This window comes from Cupriavidus sp. GW822-FHT06G04, assembly GCF_058799075.1.
This window is the reverse complement of sequence record NZ_JBXALD010000001.1, coordinates 228,628-241,663: the sequence shown is the minus strand read 5'-3', so window position 1 is coordinate 241,663 and position 13,036 is coordinate 228,628. Positions and strand designations below refer to the sequence as shown.

The window sequence follows — 13,036 nt, the reverse complement described above, 5'->3', positions numbered from 1 at the left end:
TAAGCCGCGGGGCCTTGTGTGCCAACGCGAAGGCCGGACGCACCGTTCTACAATCGCACCTTCAGCCCAGCCCCGATTGAGTGCGTGCCACAGACCGATCCGACCCCTGATCCCCTTGCCGCCGCCGCGGACGCGCCCTGGCAGGACGCGCTTGGCGCACTCGAGGCGCTGGCCGGCGGCGCGACGCCGGCCGACGACGCGCAGCCCGGGCGACGGCTGTTGTGGGCGATCACCGTCGACGCCGACGGCGAGCCAGGCACCATCGAGGTGCTGGAGCAGACCCGCGGCCCGCGCGGCTGGAGCAAGCCGCGTCCGGTGCCCCTGGCGCGCGTGGCCGCCGACGAAACCCTGGCGCCCTGTGACGTGCGCGTGGCGCGCGCCATCCGGCGCGACAGCTCGCGTAATCGCCGCCACGTGCTCGATCGCGCCGCCGCCATGATGGCGCTGGTCGGCCATCCCGGCGTGGTGCTGGCGCATGCGCCGACTATTCCGATGGAAGTGGTGGAATCGTCCCCCGCGCTGGAAGCGTTGCGCGAGGGCGACCGCTTCGTGCTGCGCATCGTGCCGCCGCTGCGCGCACCGAAATCGATGGAGGATTTTCTGCCCCCAGCGGCGCGCGAGGAAGCCGAGGCACTGCGCCAGATCACCGTTCTGCAGGACGGTGCGCGCCGCTTGCGCGTGGTCCGCTTCACGGCCGCCCAGCAGAGCGCGGCCAAACTGATTGCCGATGGCCTCACCGTGCCAGCCGATGCGGAGGCGCGGCTGGACAGTACGCTGCGCGCGCTGGCCGGGCACTTCCAGATCCATGCCGATCATGCCGGCGAGGCGCGCGAGCGCGCCGCCGAGTCGCGGCTGCGCGCCGAAGTGGCGCCGGTTGGGCGCGGCATCAGCCTGCGTCTGGTGGTCACGCCGTTCGGCGCGGCCGGCCCGCGGCTGGCGCCCGGTCATGGCCGCGCAACGTTGATGGCGACGATTGGCGGGCAAACGCTGGTCACCCAGCGCGATCCCGATGCCGAACTGGCGCATGTGGCACAGGTCTTCGATGCGCTGCCGTTCCTGGTGCGGCAGTCGCCGGCCAGTGGCGAATATCACTGGACGCTCGACGACCCGGAAGATGCGTTGACGGCCATCGAAGTGCTGCCGGGGCTTGACGCCGTGATCGATCTGGAATGGCCGCGCGGGCGCGAGCTGCGCGTGGTGCCCGCCGATCTGCCGCAATTGTCGGTCAGCGTGACCACCGGCGACGAATGGTTCAAGCTGGTCGGCCAGCTTCAGGTTGCCGAGGGCCTGGTGTTGTCGCTGGAAAAGCTCGTGGCCTGGGCGCACGGCCACGCCGGCCGGTTCATCCCGATGGAGCATGGCGTCTACGTGGCGCTGACGCGGCAGTTGCGCGACCGGCTGCGCGATCTGGCTTGCGTCGGCGACGGCGTGCGCGACGGCATCCGCGTGCCGCTGGTAGCCACGCCGTGGCTCGACGATGTGTTGGCCGGCGTGGGCGTCGATCCCGATGCGCATTTCCGCACGCGCGTGAAGCGGCTGCGTGACGCGCGCCAGACCGATGCGGCGCTGCCGGCCACGCTCGCCGCCGATCTGCGGCCATATCAGGTCGAAGGCTTTCGCTGGATGATGTCGCTGGCCGAGGCGGGATTTGGCGCGTGCCTGGCCGACGACATGGGCCTGGGCAAGACGCTGCAGGCGCTGGCGTTGCTGCTGGCGCGTGCGGGCGGCGGCGCGGCGCTGGTGGTGGCGCCCACGTCGGTCTGCGGCAACTGGGCGGCCGAAGCGCGCCGCTTTGCGCCCGCGCTGCGCGTGCTGTCCTACGCTGAGGGCGACCGCGACGCGATCGTCGGCCAGGCGGGCGCTGGCGATCTGGTCATCGTCTCCTACAACCTGCTGCAACAGGAGCGCAAGGCGTTCTGCGAGCGCGTCTGGCATACCGTGGTCGCCGACGAAGCGCAGTCGTTCAAGAATCCGGCGTCGCGGCGCGCCCAGGCGATGTTTGCGCTGCAGGCCAACTGCCGGATCGCGTTGTCGGGCACGCCCGTGGAAAACCGGTTGGCCGAACTGTGGGCCGTGATGCGCTTCTGCAATCCCGGATTGCTGGGGTCGCTGGCGCGCTTCAACGAGCATTTCGCCAATCCGATCGAACGCAACGGCGCGCGCGATCCGCGCGTGCGTTTGCGCCGCATGATTGCACCGTTCGTGCTGCGGCGGACCAAATCCCAGGTTCTCGACGAACTGCCGCCGCGCACCGAACTCGTGATCCGCGTCGCGCCCGAGCCGGCCGAGGCGGCGCACTACGAGGCGCTGCGCCGCCAGGCGCTGTCCGAAGCCGAACGCGCGCTGCTGCGCCCGCAGCGGGACAAGCGCGCGCCTGCCGCATTGCCGGAAGCCGAGGCGCGCATCCACGTGCTGGCGCAACTGATGCGCATGCGCCGCGCCGCCTGCGATGCGCGCCTCGTGACGCCTGAAGTGGGGCAGCCCGGCGCAAAGGTGCGCGCATTTGCCGAACTGGCCGCCACTCTCGCCGCCAATGGCCACAAGACGCTGGTGTTCAGCCAGTTCGTCGATTTCCTGCAACTGCTGCGCCAGTCGCTCGACGACGCCGGCCTGGCGTGGCAATACCTTGACGGGGCGACGCCCGCGGCCGAGCGCACGCGGCGCGTGGCCGCCTTCCAGGCAGGCGAGGGCGATATCTTCCTGATCAGCCTGAAGGCCGGCGGGTTTGGGCTGAACCTGACCGCGGCGGATTACGTGGTGATTGCCGATCCGTGGTGGAACCCGGCCGCCGAAGACCAGGCGATGGGCCGTGCGCACCGCATCGGCCAGCAACGGCCTGTCACGGTCTATCGGCTGATTGCCGCCGGCACGATCGAGGAACGCATTGTCGACCTGCATCAGGGCAAGCGGGCCCTGGCCGAGGGCGTGCTGGACGCGCAAGCGGGCGAGGCGGTCGGCCGCGAGGCGGTGCTTCCGGACATCGACGATCTGGTTGGTCTGCTGCGGCGCTAGCCGTCCCATTTCGTCGGGCGGGGTTTGGCACCAAACGGTATACAAAATCGTCCGCATTTTGGTGCGCCGCGTGGCATTGGGGCCTCACCATCTGCCTGAAGAGTGGCTATTTTCCTTGTTGCGGTGCATCCAACCCTGGCATAAATACTGCCTTGTTATTCGAATAAGTATGAATATAGTATACCGATCGATGCACTGAGATCGTGACAGACCCGGCTGCGTACCGCCCAGCCGGCCCATGACAATATCGGAGCCCCCGTGACCCAGCCTGACCTGAAACCGGCCGATTCGCCCCGGCCGGAGGCCCGTTTTCTTCCAGCGCATGTCGCGGCCGCGCAGCTGGCGCGCGGGGAAACCACCGCGCTGGCGTTGGTGGAGGCGTGTCAGGCGGCATGGTCAGCGCACAACGGGCAAGTCAATGCGCTGGTGCTGGCCGATTTCGACGCCGCGCGCGAGGCCGCTGCGCAGAGCGACGCGCGCCGTCGCGCGGGCCGGCTGCATGGGCCGCTCGACGGCATTCCATTCTCGATCAAGGAATCGTTCGATGTCGGCGGCTGGCCCACCACGTGCGGCGCGCCGGCGCGCCTCGCGCACCGCGCAACCGCGGACGCCGTGGTGGTCGAACGACTGCGCGCGCATGGGGCGGTGCTGCTCGGCAAGACCAATGTGCCGCTGGGCCTGCGCGACTGGCAAAGCTACAACGCGATCTACGGCACCACGCGCAATCCGCACGATCTGACGCGCACGCCGGGCGGATCGTCGGGAGGCAGCGCGGCGGCGGTTTGCGCGGGCATGAGTTTTTTCGATGTCGGTTCCGATATCGGCTCGTCGCTGCGCAATCCCGCGCACTACTGCGGCGTGTTTTCGCACAAGAGCAGCCACGGCATCGTGCCGCTGCGCGGGCACGGCAATGGCGCGGACAGCTTTGCCGAGCAGGACATCAACGTGGCGGGCCCCATCGCGCGCAGCGCGCGGGATCTGGAACTGGTGCTGCGCGCGATCGCCGGTCCCGATGCGGGTCACGCCAGCGCGTGGCAACTCGATCTGCCGCCTTGCGAGCGCGCGCATCTTGCCGATTTCCGCGTGGCCGTGCTGCCCACGCACCCGCTGGCCGAAGCCGATGCCGCCGTCAGCGACGCCATCGCCGGTCTTGGGGAATGGCTCGCGCGGCAGGGCGCGGCGGTCGCCTGGAACGTCCGCCCCGATTTCGACGCCGCATCGCTGTGGCGCACCTACGTGCTGCTGCTGCGCGCCACCACATCGTTGCATATGGATGACGCTGCGTTTGCCGATGCCATGGCACGTGCCGCCGGCGCCGATCCGGCCGATGCGACCTACGCCACGCTGCAGTTCACCGGCGCCACGCTGAGCCATCGCCAGTGGCTGTTGCTGCAGCACACGCGCGAAACGTTTGCGCGGGCATGGAGCCGCTTCTTCTGCGACTACGACGTGCTGTTGTGCCCGGCGGCGTCCACCACCGCGTTTCCGATCGACGAGGCCGGCGAGCCCTGGCAGCGCTCGATCCGCGTGAACGGCCAGCCCTTGCCGCTCACGTCGCAGCTGTTCTGGGCCGGCCATTCGGGACTGTGCGGCCTGCCGTCGACGGTGGCGCCGATCGGACCGGCGCGCGACGGGCTGCCGGTCGGGGTGCAGATCGTGGCGCGGCGCTTTGGCGACCTGACGTCGCTGCGCTTCGCGCAATTGCTGGAAGACGCCGGCCATGCATTCCGGCCGCCCGCCGGGCTGCCCGCGTCGACACATATCTGAAGAATCTGAAGACCCAAAACAGGAACAGGGGAGGAATCGATCATGCTGGACTGGTTCAGGGAGTTATCGCGCGCCGAGCGCAAGGGCTTTTACGGAGCGTTCCTCGGCCATGCGGTCGATGTGTTCGACTTCATGATCTATTCGTTTCTGATTTCGACGCTGCTGGCGCAGTGGGGCATGAGCAAGTCGATGGCCGGCGCCATCGTCACGTGGACGCTGGTGTCGTCGCTGGTGGGCGCCATCGGCGCGGGTCTGTTGGCCGACCGCTTTGGCCGCGTGCGCGTGCTGCGCTGGACGATCCTGGTGTTTGCCGTGTCGTGCTTCCTGTGCGGCATCGCCAACTCGCCCGAGCAGTTGATGGTGTTCCGCATGCTGCAGGGGCTCGGCTTCGGCGGGGAATCGTCGCTGTGCATGGTGCTGGTGACCGAGCTGATCCGCAATCCGGCCCACCGCGGCAAGTATTCGGGTTTCACGGCCAGCAGCTATTCGTTTGGCTGGGGCGGCGCGGCGATTGCCTACGCCATCACGTTCAACCTGTTCGAGCCCGAAATGGCGTGGCGCGTCTGCTTCTTCCTGGGCATCCTGCCTGCGCTCGTGGTGGTGTACCTGCGCCGAAACCTGCAGGAGCCCGAAGTGTTCCTGAAGAGCCGCGCGGAGCGGGGCAACGCGTCGCCCGCAGCCGATCTGGCGCGCGTGTTCCGGCGTCCGCTGCTGCGCAAGACCGTGCTGTGCAGCCTGCTGTCGGGCGGCATGCTGGGCGCCTACTACGCGATCGCCACATGGCTGCCGACGTTTCTGAAGACCGAGCGCGGTCTGTCGGTATTCGGCACCAGTTCCTACCTGGCCGTGACGATCCTCGGATCGCTGGTCGGATACGTGGCCGGCGCCTATGCCACCGACCGCTGGGGACGCCGCCTCACCTATATGGCGTTTGCCGCCGGCGCGTTCGTGATGGCGATGATCTACATGGTGATCCCGGTGTCGAACACCTCGATGCTGTTCCTCGGTTTCCCGCTGGGCGTGCTGATGCAGGGCGTGTTTTCGGGGATCGGCGCGACGATTTCCGAGTCGTATCCCAGCAGCGTGCGCGCCACCGGCTACGGTGTGTCGTACAACCTCGGCCGCGTGATCGGCTCGTTCTTCCCGCTGGCGGTCGGCTGGCTCAATAGCGGACGCACCACGCTGGCGTTGGCGATCGCCATGGTGGCCGGCGTCGGCTATGCGCTGGTGATGGTGTCCGCAGCGCTGCTGCCGGAAACGTCGGGCATCGATCTCGGGCAGGCGGGCGGCGGGGACGACGGCGACGAGCCCACGACCGCCGCGGCGGCGCCGTTGCTTGCGCCGGCGCCGGGCAAGCCGGCCTGAAGCCGGCCGGAAGCCACCAAAAGCCGCCCGACGCTCGCGCATTGGTCGCGAAACAACAGTCAGTTCCTCACTTTTAAGCTGCTGCTTACCTGCGGCTGTCCCACGCCTATAATGGCTGCTTTGCTTCCCGGTTGCGCCTGGCGCGGCTGGGAAGTCCCCCGACGGCCACGCCGCGCAAGACGGCCTGCCGTGTCTTCTCTTCTCATTTCGCCATGACACCCCGACAGTCGTCTCCGGTGTGGTTGCGCCTCTGGCATCGCTTTGCCGAGGTGGAACGCAACGCCTTTCTCGACGGCGCGCGATTCTTCGCGCCGTCCTTGCCCGCGGTTTTTGCCTGGGGGCTGGTGACCGGGGTGGCCATGAGCAAATCGGCGCTGACCGTGCCGGAAGCCATCGGCATGTCGCTGCTGGTGTATGCCGGATCGGCGCAACTGGCCGTGCTGCCGTTGTTTGCCGCGGGCATGCCGATCTGGACCGTGTGGCTGACCGCCGCGGTGGTCAACCTGCGCTTCGTGATCTTCAGCGCCGCGCTGCAGCCCCACTTCAATTACCTGCCGACGCGCCGCCGTACGCTGCTGGGCTTTTTCAACGGCGACCTGCATTTCGTGTATTTCATGCAGCGTTATGTCGAGCCCGGTTATGTGCCCGGCAAGGAAGGTTTTTTCTGGGGCATGGCGCTGATCAATTGCGCCACGTGGCAGGTGTCGTCGATCGTCGGCATCCTGCTGGCCAGCCTGTTTCCCGATAGCTGGGGACTGGCGCTGGCTGGCACGCTGGCGTTGATTCCGCTGATGATCGCGACGATCAACTCGCGCTCGATGCTGATGGCCGTGGTGGTGTCGGCCGTGGTGGCGCTGCTGTGCTTCGACCTGCCGTACCGTCTGTCGCTGGTGATCGCGGTCATGGCGGCGATCGCGGCGGGCATGGCCAGCGACGAATTCGCGGCACGCGCCGCATTGCGCGGCATCCGCGCCCGCAAGGAACGCCATGTGCAGTCGGGAGACCAGGCATGAGCCACCTGGAAACCTGGATCGCCATCGTCGGTATGACCGTGGTCACGGTGCTTACGCGCGCGCTGTTCCTGATGGCGGGCGAGCGCGTCACGGTGCCGGACCGCATCCAGCGCGCCTTGCGCTACGCGCCGGCTGCGGCGCTGGCGGCAATCATCCTGCCAGACCTGCTGACATTCGAAGGCCACTTCACGATCGCGCCCAGCAACGACAAACTGATGGCCGGCATCGCCGCCACCGTCTGCTATCTGCTGACGCGCCGCATGGTCGGCATGATCGTGGTGGGGATGGGCGTCTACACTGCGCTGCGCTTTCTGGGCTAGTTGTGCTGCCACCTGGCGGGCTCGGCCATCACGCTGCCGAGCCGCGTCAGCAGATGCGACAACTGCGCCTGCGTGCCGGTGTTGGTCTTGGTGAAGATCGATTTCAGCTGGGAGCGGCTGGTTTCGCGCTTGATGCCCAGGTGCGCGCATGCGTCCGGCAGGCCCATGCCCTGCGTCAGCAGCATAGCCAGACGGTTTTCTGCGGGCGTCAGTCCGTACAGGTCGCGCAGTACGGCCGGCGCGGCGCGGGGCCCGTCGTGGCTCTCGTGGATGCTTGCCAGGATCGGCCGGCCCGGCCATGTTGACGGCAGGGAGTTGGTCGGCGTCAGTCCCACCGCCACGATCTGCGTGGAGCGTCCGTCGGCACCGACTGCCTGCACGGCCTGGATGGGGAGATGCGCGGCCGGATTGGACAGCGCGCGCAGCACGTCCGTAAATGGGCGCGACAACTGCCAGCCGCCGAGGTCCGGCGATGTCGAGGCCGCGGCGCCGCCCGCGCTGGCGGCGAGATCGCCGACCGTCACCGCCGGCAACAACCGCTGCGCCCATGGGGCGCCCGCATCGTTGGCAAGCAGCACCTTGCCCGATTCGGCGAAGACGATCACGCCGAATGGCAGGCGGTTGAAGAGGTCGGTGGACACCCGTTCGTGGGTGGCGGTGACGAACGTCCGGTCGGACAGCGATATGGCTTCGCGTAGATGCGGGATGACCCAGTCCAGCGCGTATGCATCGTGCTCGGAATAGCCCGCCTCTCCAGGCATGCGCTGCAGCGTCAGATAGACGTCGTACGAAGGCTTGCGATCGACCAGATAAGTCAGGGCTGGCGGCTGGGCGCTTTCGCCGGACGACGGCTCGTCGTGCAGGTCGCGACTGTCGGCTGCGACGGGCGCCAGCTTGCGGCGTTCAATGTGCCAGCCACCGATCGGCAAGCTACTGGCGCGCGGCAGGCCAAGGTGCCGACGAGGCCACGGCGGCTCCGGCGCACCTTCCACCGTCCGGTTCGCGCTGGCGCGTACGTGCACCGTCCCGAGACCGGTGTCTACGAACAGAAGGGATGCCTGGGCGCTGTCGCTGAGCAGGCACAGCGCGTGCAAGCCGCGCTGCCAGGCCTGGGGCTCGACGACCCCCTTATAGAGGGCGCGAATGGTGTCGTGCTTTGCTCTGTCTTCCATGGGGTTGTCCTTCATGTCTCTGATGCCACGCGCGTGCAAAGGCGGACGATGCGCGTATCGATAAGCATTTCGGAACGGGCTGGCTGAGCAGCCGTTGGAGGCGCAATGATGCGGGCGGAATCTCAGCCGCTGTTGAGCGTGGAAGCCAGCCTGGTGAGCAGGTGCGTCAACTGTGACTGGCTTGTGCAGCCGGTCTTGAGGAATATCGACTTGAGCTGCGTGCGCGCCGTCTCATGGCGGATGCGCATCTGACGGCTGGCTTCGGGCAGACCCTCGCCAGTGGCCAGCCGCGAGACCAGACGGCTCTCCGCCGGCGTCAGGCCGTACAGAGTGCGCATCACCGTGTCGAGCAGCACCGACGGCGCGGCGGCTTCGTGCACGATGACCAGCGCCGCCGGCTGCTGCCATTGCGACGCCAGCATGTGCGCGGCGGGCAGCGGCAGCACCAGCACTTCAGCCTGGTTGCCGGCGTTGTCGATCGCCCGGGCGGCCTGGGCACCCAGCGGATTGAGCGGGTCGCAGGCGGCCTGCAGCATGTCGGCGAAATGGCGTGAGAGCTGCCACTCCGATGTCTTGCCGGCCGGTTCCAGCCGCCGCACCCAGCGTTCGCCCGCCGTATTGGCAAGCAGCAGCCGGCGGTCGCTGCTGTAGACGGCCACGGCAAACGACAGGCGCTCGAGCAGCCGCGCCGACAGCGACGCCATGGTCGACAAGGCCAGCGTGCGGTCGCGCATCGCCATGGCGGTGCGCATGTGCGGGATCACCCAGTCGAGCTTGCGGGTGTCCTCGCCGCTGAACGCGTCCTGCGACAGCGCCCGCTGCATCGAGAAATAGACCTCGTAGCGCGGCTGTCTTTCCACCAGGCAAGCCACATACGAGCGCAGGCCGAATCGATGGAAGAAATCGCAGTAAAAGGGATGGCGTGCCATCGCCTGTGGGCCCAGGTCGCGCGCATCGACATACCAAGCGCCGGGCACCAGCCGCGGCGCGAACGCCTTGGCCGGATCGATCGGCTGGAAATCGTTTTCATAGGCGGCGAAGAGTTCTTCGACTGGATTCACGATCTCGTTGACCGTGATCTGGTCGTTGACCGTGTCCCACACCATCATCGAGGCGTGCGAGGTGTCCGCAATCTCGGTCAGTGCACGCAGGCTCTGTTGCCACGCTCCTGGGTCCAGGATGCCTTCGTAAAGACCACGGATAGCGCCGTGGATCGTCGCTTGGTCCATTACTTACCCCCCTCATTGCGGCAGCTTCCAGAATCCCGAGATACCCGACGAGCGTGACTCGTCGTGGTCCCGGGAATTGTTGTGTCATAACTCCGATCTTTGTCGGACTCGGCAATGATGTACCAATTTTGTCAAACTAGGCTAAGTGTCTGACTATGCATACGTTTAGTACATTACTGGCTACCTTACAGCAAACCCAGAACAGAAATTACGGAAACTTAACCCCCTCTAAGGAGGGGTAATGCATTGCCATCAAATGTGGTCGATAGGGCGTGTACTAGGCGAATGCGCGAAACCCCAACAGTGATCGGGTAAAATGCCGGTTTTTCCGACAATCACGGACGGGCTTGCCCATGCCGTTCGCGTCTCCGCTCTTACCTCCATGACTTCTGTCCTGCGTCTTTCCGATCTCATTTCCCAAGGCAAAATTTCCGGCAAACGCGTCTTTATCCGCGCCGACCTGAACGTGCCCCAAGACGACGCGGGCAACATCACCGAGGACACGCGCATCCGCGCCTCGGTGCCCGCCATCCAGGCCTGTCTGGACGCCGGCGCCGCGGTGATGGTGACGTCCCATCTGGGCCGACCGACCGAGGGCGAGTTCAAGCCCGAGGATTCGCTGGCTCCCATCGCTGCGCGCCTGTCGGAATTGCTCGCCAGGCCGGTGAAGCTGGTACAGAACTGGGTCGACGGCGTGGAAGTGGCGCCCGGTCAGGTGGTGCTGCTGGAAAACTGCCGCGTCAACAAGGGCGAGAAGAAGAACAGCGACGAGCTGGCGCAGAAGATGGCCAAGCTCTGCGATGTGTATGTCAACGATGCATTCGGCACTGCGCACCGCGCCGAAGCCACCACGCACGGCATTGCAAAGTTTGCGCCGGTGGCTTGCGCCGGCCCGCTGCTGGCCGCTGAAATCGACGCGCTGGGCCGCGCGCTGGGCCAGCCGGCCCGCCCGCTGGTGGCCATCGTCGCCGGTTCGAAGGTTTCCACCAAGCTGACCATCCTGAAAGCACTGGCCGACAAGGTCGACAACCTGATCGTGGGCGGCGGCATTGCCAACACGTTCATGCTGGCTGCCGGCCTGAAGATCGGCAAGTCGCTGGCGGAAGCCGATCTCGCCGGCGACGCCAAGGCAATCATCGACATCATGGCCGCGCGCGGCGCATCGGTACCCATCCCCGTCGATGTGGTGTGCGCCAAGGCGTTCAGCGCCACGGCCGAAGCCACGGTCAAGGACGTCAAGGACGTGGCCGACGACGACATGATCCTGGACATCGGGCCGAAGACCGCGGCGATGCTGGCTGACCAGCTCAAGGCCGCTGGCACGATCGTCTGGAACGGCCCGGTGGGCGTGTTCGAGTTCGACCAGTTCGGCAACGGCACCAAGGTGCTGGCCGAAGCCATCGCCTCGTCCAAGGCCTTCTCGATCGCCGGCGGCGGCGACACGCTGGCCGCCATCGCCAAGTACAACATCGCCGACCGGATCGGCTATATCTCCACCGGCGGCGGCGCCTTCCTGGAATTCCTGGAAGGCAAGAAGCTGCCGGCTTTCGAAGTGCTGGAGCAACGCGCCGCAGGTTGAGCGCCAGCCCGCGGCGTCGGCGCAAGACGCCGCAAGGGCCGGAACCCGTTGAGAGTGGCTCCAGAGTCCCGAACCAGGAAACCGTCCGAATGACCCGTTCCACCAAGATCGTCGCCACCATCGGCCCCGCCTCCAGTTCCCTGGACATGCTGACCCGCATGATTGCGGCCGGTGTCGACGTGGTGCGCCTGAACTTCTCCCACGGCACGGCGCAGGATCACATCGATCGCGCCGCGCTGGTGCGCGAAGCAGCCGCTGCGTGCGGCCGCGAGGTGGCCATCATGGCCGACCTGCAAGGCCCCAAGATCCGCGTCGGCAAGTTTGAAAACGGCAAGGTCACGCTACGCCCGGGCGACGCGTTCATCCTCGATTCCACCTGCGAGATCGGCACGCAGGACCGCGTGGGCCTGGACTACAAGGACCTGCCGCGCGATGTCGGACCCGGCGACGTGCTGCTGCTGAACGACGGCTTGATCGTGCTGGTGGTCGATCGCGTGCTCGGCACCGAGATCTTCACGACCGTGCGCGTGGGCGGCGATCTGTCCAACAACAAGGGCATCAACCGCCAGGGCGGCGGCCTTTCTGCGCCGGCGCTGACCGCCAAGGACATGGAGGACATCAAGACCGCCATGGCGCTTGGCGCGGACTACGTGGCCGTGAGCTTTCCGAAGAACGCCACCGATATGGAAATGGCGCGGCAGCTGGCCAACGTGGCGGGACAGCCACATGGCCACAAGGCCCGCATGATCGCCAAGATCGAGCGCGCCGAGGCGATCCGCCCGGGCGTGCTCGAAGAAATCCTGCAGGCCTCGGACGGCATCATGGTGGCGCGCGGCGACCTGGCCGTGGAAGTTGGCAACGCCGCGGTTCCCGCGTTGCAAAAGCGCATGATCAAGCTAGCGCGCGAAGCCAACAAGCTGACGATCACCGCCACCCAGATGATGGAAAGCATGATCGTCAATCCGGTGCCGACGCGCGCCGAGGTGTCCGACGTGGCCAACGCCGTGCTGGACGGCACCGACGCCGTGATGACGTCGGCCGAAACCGCCGCCGGCCGCTATCCCGTGGAAACCGTCGAAGCCATGGCCGCAATCTGCCTGGAAGCGGAAAAATCCGAAGTGGTGCAGCTCGACACCGACTTCCTGAACCAGACCTTCGCGCGCATCGACCAGTCGATCGCCATGGGTGCGCTGTTCACGGCCTATCATCTAGGCGTGAAGGCCATTGCCGCGCTGACCGATTCCGGCGCCACCGCGCTGTGGATGAGCCGCCACCGCATTCATGTGCCGATCTACGCGATGACGCCCAACCTTGCCTCGCAGCGCAAGATGCAGCTGTACCGCAACGTGGTGGCGCTGCCGTTGCAGTCCAGCACGGACCGCGACGAAGCGCTGGAGCAGGCCGAGGAGCTGCTGCTTGCGCAGGGCGCCGTGCAGCGTGGCGATTTCATCGTGCTGACAATTGGCGAGCCGATGGGCCAGCCGGGCGGCACGAACACGCTCAAGATCGTCCGGGTGGGCGGCGGCCGATAGGAAAACGTCCCATGTGGCGCGGCGGACAGACCGGGGCGCCACCGATG

General features: G+C 66.9%; 9 protein-coding genes. 7 read left to right on the top strand and 2 right to left on the bottom strand.

Going from position 1 to position 13,036, the window contains the following annotated elements; translation table 11 throughout:
* Positions 1-84 precede the first annotated feature (84 nt).
* The 5 genes from AC1RKI_RS01055 (at position 85) to AC1RKI_RS01035 (ending at position 7,477) form a co-directional block, all read left to right on the top strand.
* Entirely contained in the window at positions 85-3,012 is a 2,928-nt protein-coding gene (locus AC1RKI_RS01055; RefSeq protein ID WP_492794167.1) for a DEAD/DEAH box helicase, read from the top strand.
* Positions 3,013-3,270: 258 nt separating this feature from the next.
* Complete coding sequence (locus AC1RKI_RS01050; protein ID WP_244786732.1) at positions 3,271-4,779, top strand: amidase; 1,509 nt, start codon at positions 3,271-3,273, stop codon at positions 4,777-4,779.
* 42 nt (positions 4,780-4,821) lie between these two features.
* Positions 4,822-6,144, top strand: coding sequence for an MFS transporter (locus AC1RKI_RS01045; protein ID WP_244786734.1), 1,323 nt, complete (start codon positions 4,822-4,824; stop codon positions 6,142-6,144).
* A 212-nt stretch (positions 6,145-6,356) separates the two neighbouring features.
* On the top strand, positions 6,357-7,157 hold the full coding sequence (locus AC1RKI_RS01040) for an AzlC family ABC transporter permease (protein WP_061954904.1): 801 nt from the start codon (positions 6,357-6,359) through the stop codon (positions 7,155-7,157).
* A complete protein-coding gene (locus AC1RKI_RS01035; protein ID WP_061954906.1) occupies positions 7,154-7,477 on the top strand; it encodes an AzlD domain-containing protein in 324 nt (107 codons plus the stop codon). The genes AC1RKI_RS01040 and AC1RKI_RS01035 overlap by 4 nt, the downstream gene beginning before the upstream one ends.
* On the opposite strand, the gene AC1RKI_RS01030 is transcribed toward AC1RKI_RS01035, so the two are convergent.
* Together AC1RKI_RS01030 and AC1RKI_RS01025 are read right to left on the bottom strand one after the other, a co-directional pair.
* Positions 7,474-8,649 (bottom strand): helix-turn-helix transcriptional regulator, encoded by a 1,176-nt coding sequence (locus tag AC1RKI_RS01030; protein WP_492794170.1) that lies wholly within the window; start codon positions 8,647-8,649, stop codon positions 7,474-7,476. The genes AC1RKI_RS01035 and AC1RKI_RS01030 overlap by 4 nt on opposite strands.
* Before the next feature lie 122 nt (positions 8,650-8,771).
* Entirely contained in the window at positions 8,772-9,878 is a 1,107-nt protein-coding gene (locus AC1RKI_RS01025; protein ID WP_061954908.1) for a helix-turn-helix transcriptional regulator, read from the bottom strand.
* A 382-nt stretch (positions 9,879-10,260) separates the two neighbouring features.
* Here AC1RKI_RS01025 and AC1RKI_RS01020 point away from each other — a divergent pair, with 382 nt between their 5' ends.
* Entirely contained in the window at positions 10,261-11,457 is a 1,197-nt protein-coding gene (locus AC1RKI_RS01020) for a phosphoglycerate kinase (protein ID WP_061954910.1), read from the top strand.
* An 89-nt stretch (positions 11,458-11,546) separates the two neighbouring features.
* A complete protein-coding gene (gene pyk, locus AC1RKI_RS01015; protein WP_061954912.1) occupies positions 11,547-12,989 on the top strand; it encodes a pyruvate kinase in 1,443 nt (480 codons plus the stop codon).
* The last annotated feature ends 47 nt before the right edge of the window (positions 12,990-13,036 follow it).

Coding starts and splice junctions, on each gene's coding strand:
- AC1RKI_RS01045 (WP_244786734.1), top strand. CDS start 4,822: ATGCTGGACTGGTTCAGGGAGTTATCGCGCGCCGAGCGCAAGGGCTTT.
- AC1RKI_RS01040 (WP_061954904.1), top strand. CDS start 6,357: ATGACACCCCGACAGTCGTCTCCGGTGTGGTTGCGCCTCTGGCATCGC.
- AC1RKI_RS01035 (WP_061954906.1), top strand. CDS start 7,154: ATGAGCCACCTGGAAACCTGGATCGCCATCGTCGGTATGACCGTGGTC.
- AC1RKI_RS01030 (WP_492794170.1), bottom strand. CDS start 8,649: ATGGAAGACAGAGCAAAGCACGACACCATTCGCGCCCTCTATAAGGGG.
- AC1RKI_RS01025 (WP_061954908.1), bottom strand. CDS start 9,878: ATGGACCAAGCGACGATCCACGGCGCTATCCGTGGTCTTTACGAAGGC.
- AC1RKI_RS01020 (WP_061954910.1), top strand. CDS start 10,261: ATGACTTCTGTCCTGCGTCTTTCCGATCTCATTTCCCAAGGCAAAATT.
- pyk (WP_061954912.1), top strand. CDS start 11,547: ATGACCCGTTCCACCAAGATCGTCGCCACCATCGGCCCCGCCTCCAGT.